19 protein-coding genes and 2 pseudogenes are annotated in these 17,979 nt (G+C 33.7%); 18 read left to right on the top strand and 3 right to left on the bottom strand.

What is annotated here, in order from left to right; genetic code table 11:
• Positions 1-3 precede the first annotated feature (3 nt).
• The 11 genes and pseudogenes from BAU28_RS18875 (at position 4) to BAU28_RS18825 (ending at position 9,567) form a co-directional block, all read left to right on the top strand.
• Positions 4-1,341, top strand: coding sequence for an acetyl-CoA carboxylase biotin carboxylase subunit (locus tag BAU28_RS18875; RefSeq protein ID WP_071719534.1), 1,338 nt, complete (start codon positions 4-6; stop codon positions 1,339-1,341).
• A gap of 26 nt (positions 1,342-1,367) precedes the next feature.
• Positions 1,368-1,583, top strand: a complete 216-nt coding sequence (locus tag BAU28_RS18870; protein ID WP_025150553.1) for an acetyl-CoA carboxylase biotin carboxyl carrier protein subunit — start codon at positions 1,368-1,370, stop codon at positions 1,581-1,583.
• A gap of 21 nt (positions 1,584-1,604) precedes the next feature.
• Positions 1,605-2,516: a hydroxymethylglutaryl-CoA lyase gene (mvaB, locus tag BAU28_RS18865; RefSeq protein WP_071719581.1), complete on the top strand. Its 912-nt coding sequence runs from the start codon at positions 1,605-1,607 to the stop codon at positions 2,514-2,516.
• 4 nt (positions 2,517-2,520) lie between these two features.
• Positions 2,521-3,309 carry an enoyl-CoA hydratase gene (locus tag BAU28_RS18860; RefSeq protein WP_002172031.1) on the top strand — a complete coding sequence of 263 codons (789 nt, stop codon included), beginning with the start codon at positions 2,521-2,523 and terminating at the stop codon, positions 3,307-3,309.
• Positions 3,310-3,311: 2 nt separating this feature from the next.
• The gene (locus tag BAU28_RS18855) at positions 3,312-4,853 is read left to right on the top strand and encodes an acyl-CoA carboxylase subunit beta (protein WP_071719533.1); all 1,542 of its coding nucleotides are present in this window, start codon (positions 3,312-3,314) and stop codon (positions 4,851-4,853) included.
• 49 nt (positions 4,854-4,902) lie between these two features.
• Positions 4,903-6,843, top strand: a complete 1,941-nt coding sequence (locus BAU28_RS18850; RefSeq protein ID WP_071719532.1) for an AMP-binding protein — start codon at positions 4,903-4,905, stop codon at positions 6,841-6,843.
• A 66-nt stretch (positions 6,844-6,909) separates the two neighbouring features.
• Positions 6,910-7,101: pseudogene (locus BAU28_RS18845) on the top strand (hypothetical protein); the annotation flags it as partial.
• Positions 7,102-7,225: 124 nt separating this feature from the next.
• Positions 7,226-7,753: a GNAT family N-acetyltransferase gene (locus tag BAU28_RS18840; protein WP_071719531.1), complete on the top strand. Its 528-nt coding sequence runs from the start codon at positions 7,226-7,228 to the stop codon at positions 7,751-7,753.
• 60 nt (positions 7,754-7,813) lie between these two features.
• Positions 7,814-8,374 (top strand): nucleoside/nucleotide kinase family protein, encoded by a 561-nt coding sequence (locus BAU28_RS18835; protein WP_033718983.1) that lies wholly within the window; start codon positions 7,814-7,816, stop codon positions 8,372-8,374.
• Complete coding sequence (locus BAU28_RS18830) at positions 8,367-9,131, top strand: alpha/beta fold hydrolase (RefSeq protein WP_071719530.1); 765 nt, start codon at positions 8,367-8,369, stop codon at positions 9,129-9,131. The genes BAU28_RS18835 and BAU28_RS18830 overlap by 8 nt, the downstream gene beginning before the upstream one ends.
• Entirely contained in the window at positions 9,109-9,567 is a 459-nt protein-coding gene (locus BAU28_RS18825) for a DinB family protein (RefSeq protein WP_071719529.1), read from the top strand. Before BAU28_RS18830 ends, BAU28_RS18825 begins: the two co-directional genes overlap by 23 nt.
• 54 nt (positions 9,568-9,621) lie before the next feature.
• On the opposite strand, the gene BAU28_RS18820 is transcribed toward BAU28_RS18825, so the two are convergent.
• The 3 genes from BAU28_RS18820 to BAU28_RS18810 form a co-directional block, all read right to left on the bottom strand.
• Positions 9,622-10,638 (bottom strand): D-alanyl-D-alanine carboxypeptidase family protein, encoded by a 1,017-nt coding sequence (locus BAU28_RS18820; protein ID WP_071719528.1) that lies wholly within the window; start codon positions 10,636-10,638, stop codon positions 9,622-9,624.
• A 181-nt stretch (positions 10,639-10,819) separates the two neighbouring features.
• Complete coding sequence (locus BAU28_RS18815) at positions 10,820-11,977, bottom strand: sensor histidine kinase (RefSeq protein WP_071719527.1); 1,158 nt, start codon at positions 11,975-11,977, stop codon at positions 10,820-10,822.
• Positions 11,967-12,662 carry a response regulator transcription factor gene (locus BAU28_RS18810; RefSeq protein ID WP_071719526.1) on the bottom strand — a complete coding sequence of 232 codons (696 nt, stop codon included), beginning with the start codon at positions 12,660-12,662 and terminating at the stop codon, positions 11,967-11,969. Before BAU28_RS18810 ends, BAU28_RS18815 begins: the two co-directional genes overlap by 11 nt.
• A 198-nt stretch (positions 12,663-12,860) precedes the next feature.
• Here BAU28_RS18810 and yqeK point away from each other — a divergent pair.
• From yqeK to BAU28_RS18775, 7 genes and pseudogenes are all read left to right on the top strand, one after another.
• Positions 12,861-13,469: pseudogene (gene yqeK / locus BAU28_RS18805) on the top strand (bis(5'-nucleosyl)-tetraphosphatase (symmetrical) YqeK).
• Positions 13,470-13,481: 12 nt separating this feature from the next.
• Complete coding sequence (locus tag BAU28_RS29920) at positions 13,482-14,162, top strand: DUF3885 domain-containing protein (protein WP_071719580.1); 681 nt, start codon at positions 13,482-13,484, stop codon at positions 14,160-14,162.
• An 18-nt stretch (positions 14,163-14,180) separates the two neighbouring features.
• Positions 14,181-14,891: a 5'-methylthioadenosine/S-adenosylhomocysteine nucleosidase gene (gene mtnN, locus BAU28_RS18795; RefSeq protein WP_071719525.1), complete on the top strand. Its 711-nt coding sequence runs from the start codon at positions 14,181-14,183 to the stop codon at positions 14,889-14,891.
• A gap of 16 nt (positions 14,892-14,907) precedes the next feature.
• Complete coding sequence (locus BAU28_RS18790; RefSeq protein ID WP_071719524.1) at positions 14,908-15,543, top strand: SDR family oxidoreductase; 636 nt, start codon at positions 14,908-14,910, stop codon at positions 15,541-15,543.
• 14 nt (positions 15,544-15,557) lie between these two features.
• Positions 15,558-16,298: a class I SAM-dependent methyltransferase gene (locus tag BAU28_RS18785; protein ID WP_071719523.1), complete on the top strand. Its 741-nt coding sequence runs from the start codon at positions 15,558-15,560 to the stop codon at positions 16,296-16,298.
• Between the two features lie 27 nt (positions 16,299-16,325).
• Positions 16,326-17,174 carry a GNAT family N-acetyltransferase gene (locus BAU28_RS18780; protein WP_071719522.1) on the top strand — a complete coding sequence of 283 codons (849 nt, stop codon included), beginning with the start codon at positions 16,326-16,328 and terminating at the stop codon, positions 17,172-17,174.
• Positions 17,175-17,227: 53 nt separating this feature from the next.
• Positions 17,228-17,965 (top strand): hypothetical protein, encoded by a 738-nt coding sequence (locus BAU28_RS18775; RefSeq protein ID WP_071719521.1) that lies wholly within the window; start codon positions 17,228-17,230, stop codon positions 17,963-17,965.
• The last annotated feature ends 14 nt before the right edge of the window (positions 17,966-17,979 follow it).

Here is a 17,979-nt window from a genome sequence, read left to right as displayed (position 1 = left end):
ACTATGTTTCAAAAAATATTAATTGCTAATCGCGGGGAAATCGCAGTTCGTATTATGAAAACTTGTCAAAAACTTGGGATTCGTACCGTTGCTATTTATTCTGAGGCAGATGAAAATGCCCTTCATGTGAAAATGGCAAATGAGGCTTACTTAGTAGGTGGGCCACGTGTCCAAGAAAGCTATTTAAATCTTGAAAAAATTATTGAAATAGCTAAGAAGACAAATGCTGAAGCAATCCATCCAGGATACGGATTATTATCAGAGAATCCATCTTTTCCGATTCGCTGTAAAGAAGAAGGAATCGTATTTATCGGTCCTTCAGAAGAAATCATTACGAAGATGGGAAGTAAAATTGAATCACGTATAGCAATGCAAGCAGCAGATGTACCAGTAGTTCCAGGTATTACTACAAATATTGAAACTGCTGAAGAAGCAATTGAAATTGCAAAACAAATTGGTTATCCATTAATGCTTAAGGCATCCGCGGGCGGCGGAGGCATTGGAATGCAGTTGATGGAAACTGAGCAAACGCTCACCAAAGCATTTGAAAGTAATAAAACAAGAGCACAAAACTTCTTTGGTAACGGAGAAATGTATTTAGAGCGCTATATAGCAGATGCACACCATATTGAAATTCAGCTTTTAGCGGATACTCATGGTAATACAGTGTATTTATGGGAACGCGAATGTTCAGTACAGCGCCGAAATCAAAAAGTAATTGAAGAAGCACCTTCACCATTTTTAGATGAAGGTACACGAAAAGCTATGGGAGAAGTTGCTGTACAAGCTGCTAAAGCACTTGGTTATACAAATGCAGGTACAGTTGAGTTTCTTGTAGATGATCAGAAAAACTTCTATTTCTTAGAGATGAATACGAGATTACAAGTAGAACATCCAGTTACGGAAGAAATTACTGGTTTAGACCTTGTTGAACAACAACTCCTTATTGCATGTGGTGAAAAGCTATCATTTACACAAGCTGATGTAAAACGTAGTGGTCATGCCATTGAGGCCCGTATTTATGCAGAAGATCCGAAAACATTCTTCCCATCACCAGGAAAAATTACAGATTTAACGCTACCGACAAGTGTACGTATTGATCACTTTTTAGAGAATAATGTAACAATTACACCTTTCTATGATCCAATGATTGCAAAAGTTATTGCTCATGGTGAAACTCGTGAAGAGGCAATTTCAAAATTAGAAAATGCTCTAGAAGAGTTAAAAGTAGAAGGTATTAAAACAAATACACCAATGCTACTGCAAGTATTGGAAGACGATGTGTTCAAAAGTGGTATTTATACAACGGGTTTTGTAACGAAACAACTTGTTAAAAAATAAGGTTTATGAATATTAAGGGGGAAAAAATGATGACGAAAGTATATGCATCGATGGCAGGAAATGTTTGGAAGATAGTTGTAGGAGTAGGAGATACAGTAGAGGAAGAGCAGGATGTCGTCATTTTGGAATCTATGAAAATGGAAATTCCAATCATTTCAGAAGACGCTGGAACGGTTATGAAAATAAACGTGCAAGAAGGCGATTTTGTAAATGAAGGAGATGTATTACTAGAAATTGAATAGGGAGATATGGGGGGAAGCGAATTGAAACTACCTAATTTTGCTGTCATTAAAGAAGTAGGGCCACGTGATGGCTTACAGAATGAAAAAAAAATTGTTGGCACAAAAGATAAAGTAAAATGGATTCAACTACTTACAGAAGCGGGATTGTCGTACGTTGAAGTTTCCTCATTCGTTCACCCTAAATGGATTCCTGCATTAGCAGATGCAAGTGATGTATTTTCTGAGCTAAAAAGGGATCCAAATGTTACATATGCAGCGCTTGTTCCAAATCAAAATGGTTTGGAACGAGCTTTTTTGCAAAATGTAGATGAGGTGAATGTTTTTTTATCAGCAAGTGAATCTCATAATAAAAGTAATATTAATAAATCAATCAAGGAAGCATTAGCTGTGATCGAAGATTTAACAAAACAAGCAATGTTTGAAGGGAAAAAAGTAAGAGGATATGTTTCTACTGTGTTTGGCTGTCCTTATGAAGGGGATATAAGTGTAGAAGCTGTTGATGAATTATGTAATCAACTATTTTCATATGGCATTTATGAAATCTCTCTTGGTGACACGATTGGTGTAGCAAATCCGTTACAAGTAGAGCAAGTATTAGATCATTTATTAAAGAAGTATGATGCTGCGCAGTTTGCAATGCATTTTCATAATACGTATGGAATGGCACTTGCAAATGTAGTTAAGTCTTTAGAATATGGTATTACAACGTTTGATAGTTCTTGTGGTGGACTTGGAGGCTGTCCTTATGCACCAGGAGCATCGGGTAATGTTGCAACTGATGACTTAGTACATATGCTTCATAAGTTAGGGGTCCAAACAAATATAGATGAAGAAAAGTTATTGAGGGCTAGTCAATTTATTCAAAGTAAGTTAAACATCCAATTACCGAGTCATGTGTATAGAGCGCTTCAACATAAAACGATAAGTAGGTGATAAGATGCTACAATTACAAAACATATCAGTTGACTATGTTACACCGCACGTTGTAAAGATTTCGTTAAATCGTGAAAGACAAGCAAACTCATTATCTTTAGCATTATTAGACGAATTACAAACTATATTAACTCAAATAAACGAAGAAGCGAATACACGCGTAGTTATTTTAACAGGGGCTGGTGAAAAAGCGTTTTGTGCTGGTGCTGATTTAAAAGAACGCGCTGGCATGAATGAAGAACAAGTTCGCCATGCTGTTGGTATGATTCGTTCTACTATGGAGATGGTTGAACAATTACCACAGCCTGTAATTGCCGCTATAAATGGAATCGCTCTTGGTGGTGGTACTGAATTAAGCTTAGCTTGTGATTTTAGAATGGCCTCTGACTCCGCAAGCCTTGGTCTTACTGAAACTTCACTTGCAATTATACCAGGAGCAGGTGGTACGCAGCGCTTGCCAAGATTAATAGGGGTAGGTAGAGCGAAAGAGTTAATTTATACAGGAAGACGTATTTCGGCGCAAGAAGCGAAAGAATATGGTTTAGTAGAATTCGTCGTACCAGCTGATTTACTAGAGGAGAAAGCAATTGAAATTGCAGAGCGAATTGCTAGTAATGGTCCAATTGCTGTTCGATTAGCAAAAGAGGCAATTTCAAATGGTATTCAAGTAGATTTACATACCGGATTACAAATGGAAAAACAAGCGTATGAGGGTGTAATCCATACGAAAGATAGATTAGAAGGATTACAGGCATTTAAGGAAAAACGCAAGCCTATGTATAAGGGGGAGTAAATATGTTAGACCAAAAACAACAATCTAATTCATTTGAGGAACGAGTTAAAACAATTAAGCAAGGCGGAGCACCGAAATATCATGAACAAAACAAAGCAAAGGGAAAACTTTTTGTTCGCGATCGTTTAGCTCTTTTATTTGATAATGGCGAATATGTGGAAGATGCATTATTTGCAAATTGTGAACAAACAGGACTACCAGCTGATGGTGTTGTAACTGCGACTGGTAAAATACATGGTCGTACTGCGTGTGTAATGGCAAATGATTCAACAGTTAAGGCCGGTTCATGGGGATCACGTACAGTTGAAAAGATTTTACGTATTCAAGAAACGGCTGAGAAGTTACGCGTGCCGTTATTTTATTTAGTTGACTCTGCTGGGGCACGTATTACAGATCAAGTTGAAATGTTCCCTGGACGCCGCGGTGCAGGAAGAATCTTTTATAATCAAGTGAAATTATCAGGTAAAGTTCCACAAATTTGCTTACTATTTGGACCTTCAGCAGCTGGTGGTGCGTATATTCCAGCATTTTGTGATGTTGTTATGATGGTTGAAGGAAATGCATCTATGTATTTAGGGTCTCCTCGTATGGCTGAAATGGTTATCGGTGAGAAGGTAACTTTAGAAGAAATGGGCGGAGCACGTATGCATTGCTCAGTATCAGGATGCGGAGATGTTTTATGTAAAACAGAAGAAGATGCAATTACTCAAGCAAGACAATATATTTCTTATTTTCCAAGTAACTATTTAGAAAAGACTCCTTTGATTACACCTCAAGAACCGAAACAGTTCGATAAAACGTTAGAAGAAATCATTCCAGAAAATCAAAATGCTCCTTTCAATATGAAAGATCTTATTAATAGAATTATTGATGAAGGCTCTTTCTTTGAAGTGAAAAAATTATTCGCTCAAGAACTAATTACAGGTTTAGCACGCATCGATGGTAAGCCTATCGGCATTATTGCAAATCAACCGCGTATGAAGGGCGGCGTTTTATTCCACGATTCCGCTGATAAAGCAGCGAAGTTTATTAATTTATGTGATGCATATCATATTCCATTATTATTCCTTGCAGATGTACCTGGATTTATGATTGGTACAAAAGTAGAACGTGCTGGTATTATTCGTCACGGTGCAAAAATGATCTCTGCAATGAGTGAAGCAACTGTACCGAAAATTTCTATCGTTGTTCGTAAAGCATATGGCGCTGGTTTATATGCAATGGCAGGTCCAGCCTTTGAACCAGATTGCTGCTTAGCATTACCGACAGCTTCTATTGCAGTAATGGGTCCAGAAGCAGCGGTCAATGCTGTATATGCAAATAAAATTGCAGCTTTACCAGAAGAAGAACGTGCAAGCTTCATTGCTGAAAAACGTGAAGAGTATAAGAAAGATATTGATATTTATCATTTAGCATCAGAGATGGTGATTGATGGTATTGTTCATCCAAACAATTTACGTGAAGAGTTAAAAGGACGATTCGAAATGTATATGAGTAAATATCAAGTGTTCACGGATCGCAAACATCCTGTATATCCAGTTTAAAAGCCCTATTTAGGGCTTTCTTGCTCAAAAAGTCAAGGAGGGGAAAACATTGAAACAAGCAGTTTGGTTTCCAACAGAAGAATATAAAGAAAAAACGCGTCTATTTAGTTGGATGAAATCATTAGGCTATGAAGATTACGAAGCTTTTTATAATAAGTCGATTGAAGAAACAGCGTGGTTTTGGGGAGAAGCTGAGAAAGCAGTTGGCTATCAGTGGATGAAACAATATACAGAAGTATTAGATTTAGAAAATGGTACACCTTTTGCACAGTGGTATAATGGGGGAACTTGTAATGTAGTAGAATCTGCTTTATCTCGCTGGCTTGCTGACGATGAAACGAAAACACAGCCAGCACTTATGTATGAAGGAGAAAATGGAACAACGAAGTCATTTACGTATGAAGAGCTTGATAGCTGGGTAAGCCGTGTTGCAAATGGCTTAAAACATGCAGGTATTGAGAAAGGCGATCGTGTAACAATTTATATGCCGATGATTCCCGAAACAGTTGTTGCTATGCTAGCTGTAATGAAAATTGGAGCGATTATTTCGCCAATATTTTCAGGATTTGCTGCTGATGCAGTTATGACTCGCGTACAAGCAGCTGGTTCAAAAATGATTATTACTGCAGATGGATTTTCACGTCGTGGGAAAATTGTTTCTTTAAAAGATGAAGTAGATAAAGCTTGTGAACATTGCCCAACAGTTGAAAAGGTTGTAATTGTTCGTCATGCAGGAAATGATTTTACACCGCATAACTATGATTTTTCATGGAGTACGTTAGAAAAAGAAAAACCATTCACACATGCTGAAGAAATGCATAGTGATGATCCGTTAATGCTCATTTATACATCAGGAACGACTGGAAAACCGAAAGGAACGGTACACACGCATGCTGGTTTCCCACTAAAGTCTGCATTTGATGCGGGATTTGGTATGAATATAAAACAAGGCGACCGGGTATTATGGGTAACCGATATGGGCTGGATGATGGGGCCATTTTTATTATTCGGTTCTCTTATTAATGGAGCAACGATGGTTATGTACGAAGGCGTTCCAGATTTCCCAGAGGCAGACCGCTTATGGGAGACAGTCGATAAATATAAAATTACTCATCTCGGTATTTCACCAACATTAATCCGTGCGTTAATGTCAAAAGGTGATGAGTATGTAAATAAACACTCGTTAAAGAGTTTAGAAGTATTCGCATCAACAGGAGAGCCTTGGAATCCAGATCCATGGATGTGGCTATTTGAAACGGTTGGAAAAGGGAAAGTACCAATTTGTAACTATTCAGGAGGAACAGAAATTTCTGGTGGGATTTTCGGGAATGTCCTTATTAAGCCGATTGCACCAATTAGTTTTAACGCATCTTTACCAGGAATGGCAGCAGTTGTACTCGATAACCAAGGTAAACCGATTCGTGATGAAGTTGGAGAATTATGTTTAGAAAAACCTTGGGTGGGTATGACGAAAAGTTTCTGGGAAGATGATGAGCGTTATGTAAACACATATTGGTCACGTTTTGAAAATAAATGGGTGCATGGTGACTGGGTCATTTATGACGGTGAACAATATATCATAACAGGACGTTCAGATGATACGCTAAATATTGCTGGAAAACGTATTGGACCTGCTGAATATGAATCTATTCTTGTGAAACATAATGATGTAATAGAAGCAGCAGCAATTGGTGTCCCTGACGAAGTAAAAGGTGAGGTTTGTCATTGCTTCGTAGTATTGCGAGACGGTGTAATCTTCTCGGGAGAATTAAAGAAAGAATTAATGAGCTTAGTAAACTCTCATATTGGAAAAGCATTATGCCCTAAAGATATTCACGTTGTAGAAGATTTACCAAAAACTCGTAATTCCAAAGTTATGAGACGTGTCATTAAAGCTGCATACTTAGGAAAAGAATTAGGAGATTTATCGTCACTTGTAAATCCTGAAGTGGTTCAGTTTATTCAGGGGTTACAGTCTAGCAAACTATAAAATTAAAAATATAAAAACTGACCTCTAACAATTAGAGGTCAGTTTTTATATTTTTCTCGCTTTGCAATTAATACAGAAGGACGTACTTATGTAGGTACTGTTTCTTCGGTAACTTGTGATGTCGTGAAGCTTGCTGCTATTCCTGGTTCAGTTGCAGCAATTATATCTGTATGTAAAATTGTAGCAATTATACCACCTGCTACAACTGTTACTGCTGAGTTTGATTTAAATGGTGTTGACGTAGCAAATAAAGCATAATTATGCTTTATTTGTGTAAAGCCATTCTTGTGAATGGCTTTTTATTTTATACAAGAGGAAATATATTTTTCATATAGAAATAAGTTTGAGGGTATATAGAAGGGTGTACGAAAGGAGAATAGGAATGATTAAACTAGAAAACTTTACAAGAAATGATTTTAAGCAATTAATAAATTGGATCGATTCCAAAGAATTTTTAATACAATGGTCAGGAAATGCATTTACATATCCATTAAATGAACAGCAATTAGAAAGATATATCGAAAGCGCTAATTGTGAGAATGCAAATACGTTCGCTTTTAAAGTAATAGATGAAGAAACTAAAAACGTTATTGGGCACATTTCGCTTGGACAAATAGACAATGTAAATAAGTCTGCCAGAATTGGAAAAGTATTGGTTGGTGATACAAATATGAGAGGACGTTCTATAGGGAAGAAAATGTTGAAAGCTGTACTATATATTGCATTTAATGAGTTAAAACTGCATCGAGTTACACTTGGTGTTTTTGATTTTAATACTTCAGCCATTACATGTTATGAAAAAATAGGGTTTGTAAAAGAAGGATTATTAAGAGATGCGAGAAAAGTAGGAGATACGTATTGGAATTTATGGGAAATGAGTATGTTAGAATATGAATGGAACAATAATTAACAATAGTATTTTATAATTATATTATGTTAACAACAATGAAAAGGGTATGGTGTGAAAATTATGAATGAGAAAACAAAGGTAATTACAATTGCAGCTGTTTCAGGGGGTGGGAAAACAACAATTACAGAAAGATTAACTCAGGAGTTAAAAAATTCAAAAGCTCTATATTTTGATAGTTATAAGTTTAATAACTGCCCGGCGGACATTTGTAAATGGATAGATGATGGGGCCGATTATGATGAATGGGTACTAACACCATTGATTACTGATATTCAGCAACTCCTAGAAAATAGTAATATAGACTATCTTATTGTAGATTATCCGTTTGCCTACTTAAATAGTAGCATGCGGGATTTAATTGATGTAACTATTTATGTTGACACTCCTTTAGATATTGCGATGGCTAGACGGATTATAAGGGACTTTAAAGATGAACCAATTATTGAACTGCATAAAGATTTGAAGCATTATATAACGCATGCGAGAAAAGCTTATTTAGAGGCAAGTAATACTGTTAAGCCAAATTCGGATATCGTTTTAGATGGTTCATTATCTGTAAGTGAAATAATTGATCGAATAGTAGAGGAACTTAATCGAAGAGAAGTGATTGTGAATGGTTAAGTGTATAGAGGAATATGTAAAAGTTGATGACTTTAAAATATATACGAAAATATTCCAAGGAGAGAAGCTGCAGCCTGTTATTATAATGGAAGCAGGTTATGGTGATTATTCAAAGGCATGGGATCATATTGCGGAAGGACTGACTGAATATGGGACGGTACTTACATATGATCGAGCTGGATTAGGGAAAAGTGGGAAGAGTTCCAAGCAACGTATTAGTTCTGAAATGGTAAAAGAATTAAGAGATTGCTTAAAGCAATCACAACTTAAGCCACCCTATATTTTTGTAGGACATTCCTTTGGGGGGATAAATGTACGTTTATTTACGGCTTTTTATCCTGAAGATACGATGGGAGTAGTTTTAGTTGATTCGACACCAGAAAATTATAAAGAGGATTTTTTGCCAATAATGTCTTTTGAATTTCAAGAAGCTTACTATAAGCAATTTATATATGAAAGCCCATACGAAGAGTTCATGTATAGTTTAGGTGAAGCAGGTAAACATTGTAAGTCAATGAGAGATATTCCACTTGTCGTGTTAGCTGCAGGTAAAAAAGCTTTTTATTCGCAAGATGCACAAATGAAATGGTTACAATTGCAAGAAGAATTATTACAATTATCAACCAATAATAAATTTATAATTGCAGAAAATAGTGGTCACCATATTCAAAAAAATGAGCCACATTATGTAATAGATGCTGTAAAGTGGATAATAGATATGGAGAGTACTAAATGTGCTAGTTTTATTTCGGTATAACTGGCAAGTAGGAGAGGATTGGTTTAAGTGGTGTGAGCAACTTACTGAGGAAGAATTGCTTCGCAAACGTATTGGCGGTGTTGGGAGTATTTTAAAAACACTATTTCATATTGTAGATGTAGAGTATAGCTGGATTAGTGCTCTTCAAGGAAAAGAAGATAGAGCATCGCAGTTTAAAGATTATCAATCAATCCAAAAAGTGAAAGCGTTATCTGATTTATATCGACGAGAATTAGAAGAGTTTTTGCAAGTATGGTCTGTTGATTTAGAAAGTAAAACATTAAAAGCTTCATGGACGGACAAAACATATACATACGGAGAAGTTTTACGACATGTAATTGTACATGAGATTCATCATATAGGGCAAATATCTGTATGGGCAAGAGAGTTAAACATTCAGCCCGTTTCAGCGAATTTAATTGGAAGGGGATTATAGATTTAGAAACCGACTTGCTAAATGCAAGTCGGCTTTTTATATAAAAGAGAACTTTTAGTTAAAATCCTCTGATTTTTTTTGACGTATATGTAAAAACATTAAAATTGTAATGATGAAAAAGATCATAATCGTTTGTATAATTAAATTTTTAAACTGAAGCAATATTGTCCAAGATGTAACAGCGTCTTTGAAAGCTTGTAGTGCAGAATAGGAGGAAGGTTCAAAACCGTATTGAAGTAGTTTTTTTGTTTCAACAAAAGCCGTGTTTTCTTGATTAGCGTCTAAAACTATAGAAATATACCTTGTATCTCCTTGTTTTGCTGTGCCGACAAAACTATAATTACCGTTAGTTGAAAAACTTGTTTGTAAGCCATCAACACCTTTGAATTTAATGTTTTCATCAAGGGAATAAATCATTTTATTTGTGTTGAAAACTTGGAAATCTTTGAAGGTAAATTGGTAAGAGGTTAGTTTAGTAATATTTAATACATCAGGATAATCTTTTATTAATTGCGCTGTTATTTCAGCTGCGTCTATTGCTGTTGTAATCGATTGTTTATTATTCTCGTTATTTATTCCAGTAGAATTTAAAAATGGAGATTGTTGTGATAACTTTAGCTGTTTTGCTTTTTCATTCATTAACGTTGTAAAATTATCCTCATTTCCAGCAATGTGTTCTGCTAGTGCAAGTGCAGAACGATTATTTCCTGTTAAAAGCAATGCATGAAGTAAGTCACGAACAGTTGTGTTATCCTCCGATGTTACTTGTAGTGGACTCGTTTCTGTGTGAAAAACTTCGTTACTTATTTTCACAGATTCATCTAATTGTATTTTGCCATCATGAAGTTGTTCCAATACGATATACTCCGTCATTAATTTAGTTAAAGTGGGTGATTGAATAGGAGTTCTTTCATTTTTTTTATAAACAACTTCACCTGAATTAGCATCTATTAAAATGGCTGATTTAGCCTGGATAATTGGACCATTAACATATAAATAAAAATATAAAACAATAATTACTGTGATAAGAAAAGATAAAAATAATATTGCTATTTTCTTAAAGAATTGCATACGCGATCCTCCTTCAATTACATTAGTAACATTATTGTAAAAAGGAATGCTTAAATAGGAAGAAAGAAAAGGTAAAGAATTTCTAAAGAATTTTAAGGAATTATTAAATTTTGGATATTAATGGAAAATAAAAGGTTCAATTTCTTATCATATAAGAAATTGAACCTTAAAAGATGTAATATTAATTTTTATATGGAAGTAATTTTACAGTGAAAGTTGTCTTTTTATCATCACTATATACTTCAATTGTTCCTTTATGCAGTTCGACAATACTTTTCGCAATTGCTAAGCCGAGCCCAGATCCGCCTGTGTTTGTTGAGCGTGATTTCTCTACGCGATAAAAACGTTCAAAAATATGAGGTAAATCAGTACTTGGAATAGGTTGCCCGTAATTTGTAATATCAATTGCAATCATAGTATTGCTTTCATAAGTTGTAATGTCTATGTGATCTCCATCATTTCCATAAGTTATAGCGTTTATGATTAGATTTTCAAACACACGCACTAATTTATCGCCATCAGCTTGTACCATTAGCTTTTGCGATGGGAAAGATGGGCGACATTCAATATTTGCTTCTTGGAGCTGTATCCGGAATTGGACAGTTAATTGCCCAAGCAGTTCTACAATATCAATGGGAACAGAATTTAAACTTAACTCTTTATTTTGAACACGTGTATATTCAAACAAATCATTCATTAATGTGTTTAGACGAGTAACTTTATCGTAAATGACTTGTATATAATGACGCAATTCCACTTCGTCTCTATAATTATCATGATGGATTAAATTCACATATCCAACTATAGATGTAAGGGGAGTCCGTAAGTCATGTGATACATTTGTAATAAGTTCGCTTTTTGCTTGTTCCGCCTGTCTTTCTTCATCAATTGACACTTTTAACTGTTCAACAATGTGATTGACTCCAGTAGCTAACTCTTCTAAATAATTATGATGTACAATCGATACTTTATGATTAAAGTGTCCGCTCGCAATATAACGAATTTCCTCGATCATTTTTTTTATACAAGCTTCATAGTAAAGCTTCTTTTCGTGGCGATAAAAAATGTAAAGGTAGGATGAGAAAATGGAAAATAAAAACAAATAAGAAACGGTCATCATCCATAAAGATTCCTTTAATCCTTTATATTTTTCATACCCAAAGATTCTAATAAATTCTTTGCCAAGTTCACTTAGAGTAAGTGAACTTTCAATTACACTTGTAACGAGACGATATATAATTAATTCGGTAATAGGTGTTAGTGTAATAGCCAATGAGAGCCAAAAAATTATTTTCCATTTTGGAATATCTTTCAGAATATCAAATGCTTCATTTCTCAATTTTATAGCCTACTCCCCAAACAGTATGAATAAATTTATCTCCATTCATTACAGTTTCAAGTTTATCTCGTAAATTACTAATGTGTACCATTACTGTTTTATTAGAACCATAACCATCTTCATTCCAAACGCGTTCAAATATTTCTTCAGAACTAAATACTCTTCCTGTATTACTTGCAAGTAAATATAAAATATCAAATTCAATAGATGTGAGCTTAATATATTCACCATGTACCTTAACAGTATGATTATGTTTATGTATTTCAACTGTGCGAATACGAATATTGCCGTCTTCTTTCCTTTGTGTAGAAGCGTTTTGGAAAGAGGATCTTCGTAACAAGGCTTTCACTCTAGCGACTAATTCTAGTGGATTAAACGGTTTGATCATATAGTCATCTGCACCGGTCATTAGGCCTAATATTTTATCCATATCTTCAGCTTTGGCACTAAGCATAAGAATAGGTACAGTATTATTTTCTCTTACCTCCTGGCAAACTTCTAATCCGTTTCGTTTTGGCATCATAATATCCAAAATCATAAGGTCAACTTCATATGTAGAGACCATTTGTAATGCTTCATCACCATCATAAGCTTTATAGATGTTGTAACCTTCATTTCGCAAATAAACTGCAAGCAATTCTACAATTTCTTTATCGTCATCAATTATTAATATGTTCTTATTCATTATATAGTTAATTCCTTTCCTTACAATTAATCAACATTACTATAATATCAAACATTTATGTGTTTTGTAGTAAAGATTCCATATAAAATTTCATGTAACGTATTAAAAAGGTATAAAAACTTTTATAACGAATATAGAATAGAAGGATTATTTAAATTTCACATTATATTGAAAAACAGTAATCAGGAGGATATTAACGTGCTATATAATGACATATATACATTTACTCCAACTGGAAAAATAGAAAATGATATAAATTCATTTCTATTAAAATACAATAAAGAAATTACAAATAAACACTCTATTCATGTAGCAAATGAAGCACGAAAAATCGCAAAATTGTTTCATGAAAACGAAGAAAAAGTAGCTATTGCAGCATATTTACATGACATTAGCGCAATCTTTCCGAATAAGGAGCGGATAGCAGTTGCTGAATAATTTGGAATAGAAATTTTACAAGAAGAACGAAAATTACCGATGATCATTCATCAAAAACTATCGAGAGTAATTGCGAAAGAGGTATTTAAAGTGGAAGACGAAGAAGTATTGAATGCAATTAGTTGTCACACTACTTTACGTAAAAATGCAACGAAGATGGATTTAGTACTGTTTATTGCGGATAAAATTGAATGGGTTCAAAAAGGAACGCCGCCATACATATTAAAAGCGAAAAATGGACTGGAAAAATCATTGGAACATGCTGCTTTCGCATATATCTCATATTTATGGGAAAGAAAAGATACACTGAAAGTTATACACCCATGGCTAGAAGAAGCATATTGGCATTTAAAAGAAATTGTAGAGTAGAAAGATATGAAAATGCAATTAAAAGACTATATGAGTCACACATTTCCAGGAGTAACATTAGTACCATATACATACTCTCAATGGGAAAACCATCTTCATTTTGATTTTGGGAAAGACATATATCAAAACATTGAAGGCTCCGATGATTTAAATATGGAATACTTCTCTCAACTATATACATATAATAAATATTTATTTGAAGATATATTTTCAAAAGGAGACACAGTTTTTATAGTTACAAATGTTTATAGATATAAAAAGGAAAATATAAAAAATCCGCAGAAAATAAATGTATACAACCGATTTATTAAGAATATGGATTTGAAGTTTCATATAAGACAAGAAACATTACCTTTTCTATTTGAAGATGAAGAAGCTGACTTGTATTGTACATATCAATTTTCTTTAAAATGCCTTACGGAGGATATAAAACCTGTACCACTAATTAAAGCTGCTAATCATGAAGATTTTCCAGGGCTTTATCCGCGTTTTGGACGTAAGAAAGAAATTTCTTATCCGGATGTATTTCTCATAAACAAAACGAAAGATATTGTCATGTTTATTTATGATGATAGAGGATGTGAAGTAATCGCGAAGAATAAAGAAATGATACGGGATTTATATGAAAAATATAAAGAGTGGATTCCAGATTATGAACGAGAAAGTATAGATGACTTATTTAGACGAAAATAGGAGGAAGTGAAGTATGTAATGAAACGTATTGCAATTGTATCTGCATGGGAACCAGAACTTACGTATTTGCATCAACATTATCCAAGTGATCGTGTAGAAAAGAGAGCAGCTTGGGAATTTCATTTTCATTATATTAATGAATTAGAGGTGATTTCAGTTGTAACAGGCGTCGGTAAAGTAAGTTGTGCTAGTTCTGTGCAACTATTAATAAGTGAATTCCAACCAGACCAGTTATTTATGACAGGAATTTGCGGGAGCTTATCAGATAAAGTGAAAAATGGGCACATCGTTGTAGCTCTTAATACGTTACAGCACGATGTTACTGCGGCTGGGTCAGGAGAAGATATTTTTAATCTATATAATGGTAGAACAGCACCGATTGAAACAACTAAATCACTCGTAAAACGAATGAAAAAATTGCGTTCGTATGACCCAGTTCATTTTGGTACCTTTTTGTCAGGGGATCAGCGTATTCGTAGTTCAGAAATGAGATATTTACTGCATACTGTATACGGAGCTTTAGCCGTTGATCAAGAAGTGGCGGCATTCGCTTATGTGTGTCATGTAAATAATAAACCATTTTTATGTTTAAAAGCTGCTTCAGATCAAGCGAATGATAAAACGAAAGAAGAACAAAAGATTTTTAAAATGTTAGCCTGTGAACGAGCATGTGAGCATTTAATTGCTTTTTTACGTGTTTATGAAATTACAGTAGTAAACAATGGATAATAAGAGGAGTATAGTGATGGAAGCTACAAATAAGATAGCGATTCTTGGTGCGAATGGAAAAGTCGGAAAATTCCTCATAAATCAAGCGTTAGAAAAGGGCTATCAAGTACGAATATTAACGAGAAATTCTAAAAATATGAGGATAACTAATGAGAATATAGAGACTATCAGTGGAGATGCCCGTGATTTCTCAGCTATACAGGAATTACTTCAAGGGTGTAAAGCAGTGATTAATGCGGTAGGTCAGCCCAAAAATGAATCTTATATTTTTAGTACAGTTACGAAGCATATTTTAAAAGTAATGAAGGAATATGAAATGAAGCGCTATATTCTTATTTCTGGGGGCTCCTTAAATGTAAAGGGAGATAAGAAGAGAATTGTAAATAAGATAGGGGCTAATTTGTTTCAATTATTCCTTCCAAAGATGATGCAGGATAAATATAAAGAATTGCAAATTATACAAAGAAGTGATGTAGATTGGACAATTGTTAGATTACCATTTGTCATAGAAGGAAATGGTATTGGAAATATAAAAGAAAGTTTAGTAGATATGCCAGGAATTAAAATTAAGAATGGAGATATTGCACCGTTTGTTATAAAACAAATAAATAGTGAGAAATATGTAGGGAAATGTCCACTTATTTCAAATTAAGAGGTGAATTACAAGTGCTTACGTATTATGGTGAACTTTGTACAAAGATTTATGAAAGTGACAAATCAATTGCGAGTGGAAAAGAATTGGATTTTTATCTTTCTTTTGCAAAAGACAAAAACATGACAGTGTTAGAACCGATGTGCGGAAATGGTAGAATGTTAATTCCTTTTATGCAAAATGGTGTGAATATAGAAGGATTTGATATTTCGAAAGATATGCTTAAGGTGTGCAAAGATAAAGCAGAAAAACTAAACTTAAAACCAGTTGTGTCACAAGGAAGAATAGAAAAATTCCATAGTGATAACAAATTCGATCTTATTATGATTCCTATTGGATCATTCTCCCTTTTACCAGATAATTTAGTAGATATTAGTCTTCAAAATATGAAAAATAACTTGAAAGAAAATGGAAAATTACTTCTTACTGTTGTACAAGGTGGAAGTGAAACAGAACAAATTCTAGATTGGATAGAGACAAATAGAAAAGAAATTAACAATGAATTAATTGTTGAGTATAGAAAAGTATCATATGATGAGACGAAAAAGCTCTTAAATATTATACTGAAATATGAAGTTAATCATGATGAGAAAATAGTAGAAACTGAGATCATGGATTTTCCTATAAGACTATATGATTTAAAAGAATTTGAAAACATACTTATTACTAATGGATTTAGTCAAATTGTTATTCATGAAATAAAGGATGGATATGGTGAAGGGAATTCATTTCATGTGTTTGAATGTAGTATATAACAAGTCATAGCGGAGGATTATACTTATATGATTCAATACAAAAGATGTAGTGAAGTAAGTATAGATTTAGTATATGAAGCTTTTAAGGACGGATTTTCAGATTATATTATTAAAATGGATGTTTCAAAAGAAGATTTTATAAAAAGGTTTTTTGGACCAGAAGGGAATTCACTGGAGCACTCCTTTCTTGCTTTAGATGATGATAAATCTGTTGGTGTAATACTTGGTGGTATAAAGATTTACGAAAGTATAAAAACAATGCGCTGCGGAACGTTAGCTGTGCATCCAAATTATCGCGGCGTTGGTATTAGTCAAAAGTTATTTGAACTTCATAAAGAAGAGGCGATTCAAAATGAATGTAAGCAACTTTTTCTTGAAGTCATTGTAGGTAACGATCGAGCAATTAATTTTTATAATAAATTAGGTTATGAAAAAGTGTATGACCTTTCTTATTATAGTTTAAATGATTTTACTATAATAACTAATAAAGACTTTAAAAATATTGAAATAAAACAATTAAAATTTCAAAAATTTAAAGTTGAAATTCAAAAATGGCTTAACTTCCATATAAATTGGCAAAATGATATTGATTATATCGAAAAAACAAATAATACATATTACAGTGCATATGTTGATAATCATTTAAAAGGTACTGTATGTATAAATGAACAAGGTAAAATTAGCTTTATATTCGTAGCCAAGGAATATAGAAATATTGGTATAGCGACGAGATTATTACAAGTCGCACGTGAAGAATTGAAATTATCAAGTTTATCAATTGGGTTTCCTAATAATAGCTCACTTCAGGGGTATTTGAAGAAATGTGGATTTGAAAAAAACTCTTTAGCACAATATGAAATGTACCATTTATTATAAAAGCAGAAGAATAATTCTTACTGCTTTTTATTTTGTCAGGAGGAGAATATATTATGGAATCTGTAAAACAAGTAGCATTAACATGTATTACCCATGATCCATCAGGGGGCTTGTTACCTACTATAAAAGAACTAAAAGAGGAATTGCTAAATTTAAATTATGACCAAAAATATATAACAATCAGTAATGTAACTCCAAGGGAGATTGTAAAAGAACTAGAGGAATGTAATTTTCATATAAATATAGTCGAAAAATCAGGAGTAGGGAATGCCCGAAGAGATTCTCTGGGATTTGTTGGTAACTATGATCATGATTACTATCACTATTGTGATTTTGATCGTTTACTAACTTGGATTATAGAATATCCAGAGGAGCATAATGCTTTCATCCAGAATATAGTGGATGTAGATTATTTAATCATCGGAAGAACGGAGGCAGCTTTTCATACCCACCCTGAGGAATGGCAAGTTACAGAAACAGTATCAAATAAAATTATGTCATTACAATTAGGTAAAGAAGTAGATATTACGGCTGGTTCATGTGTGTTATCAAAACGAGCAATAGATTACATAATAAAACATTCTAAATGCAGAATGACTGATGGAGAATGGCCGATGATTATAAACACTTTTACAGATTTTAATATTGATTACGTAGCAGTGGACGGTTTAAAATATGTGAACAAACTTAATCAAGACAATATTATTGATCCAATAAAATCATGGTCAATTAGATTAGAGCTCTCGTATATAATAAGTCAATCAATTTTGGAGCTAACAAAAACTTCTTAAATTAATTGAAGTGT

Source organism: Bacillus paramycoides (assembly GCF_001884235.1).
Taxonomy (GTDB): Bacteria; Bacillota; Bacilli; order Bacillales; family Bacillaceae_G; genus Bacillus_A; species Bacillus_A paramycoides.
This window is presented reverse-complemented; position numbering and strand designations above follow the sequence as displayed.

Bases quoted from the DNA above. Each gene is read 5' to 3' on its own strand.
- BAU28_RS18790 (WP_071719524.1), top strand. From the start codon at position 14,908: ATGGAAGCTACAAATAAGATAGCGATTCTTGGTGCGAATGGAAAAGTC.
- BAU28_RS18810 (WP_071719526.1), bottom strand. From the start codon at position 12,662: ATGAATAAGAACATATTAATAATTGATGACGATAAAGAAATTGTAGAA.
- BAU28_RS18830 (WP_071719530.1), top strand. From the start codon at position 8,367: ATGGTTAAGTGTATAGAGGAATATGTAAAAGTTGATGACTTTAAAATA.
- BAU28_RS18870 (WP_025150553.1), top strand. From the start codon at position 1,368: ATGATGACGAAAGTATATGCATCGATGGCAGGAAATGTTTGGAAGATA.
- BAU28_RS18855 (WP_071719533.1), top strand. From the start codon at position 3,312: ATGTTAGACCAAAAACAACAATCTAATTCATTTGAGGAACGAGTTAAA.
- BAU28_RS18840 (WP_071719531.1), top strand. From the start codon at position 7,226: ATGATTAAACTAGAAAACTTTACAAGAAATGATTTTAAGCAATTAATA.
- BAU28_RS18775 (WP_071719521.1), top strand. From the start codon at position 17,228: ATGGAATCTGTAAAACAAGTAGCATTAACATGTATTACCCATGATCCA.
- BAU28_RS18860 (WP_002172031.1), top strand. From the start codon at position 2,521: ATGCTACAATTACAAAACATATCAGTTGACTATGTTACACCGCACGTT.
- BAU28_RS18820 (WP_071719528.1), bottom strand. From the start codon at position 10,638: ATGCAATTCTTTAAGAAAATAGCAATATTATTTTTATCTTTTCTTATC.
- BAU28_RS29920 (WP_071719580.1), top strand. From the start codon at position 13,482: ATGCAATTAAAAGACTATATGAGTCACACATTTCCAGGAGTAACATTA.
- BAU28_RS18780 (WP_071719522.1), top strand. From the start codon at position 16,326: ATGATTCAATACAAAAGATGTAGTGAAGTAAGTATAGATTTAGTATAT.
- BAU28_RS18875 (WP_071719534.1), top strand. From the start codon at position 4: ATGTTTCAAAAAATATTAATTGCTAATCGCGGGGAAATCGCAGTTCGT.
- BAU28_RS18835 (WP_033718983.1), top strand. From the start codon at position 7,814: ATGAATGAGAAAACAAAGGTAATTACAATTGCAGCTGTTTCAGGGGGT.
- mtnN (WP_071719525.1), top strand. From the start codon at position 14,181: ATGAAACGTATTGCAATTGTATCTGCATGGGAACCAGAACTTACGTAT.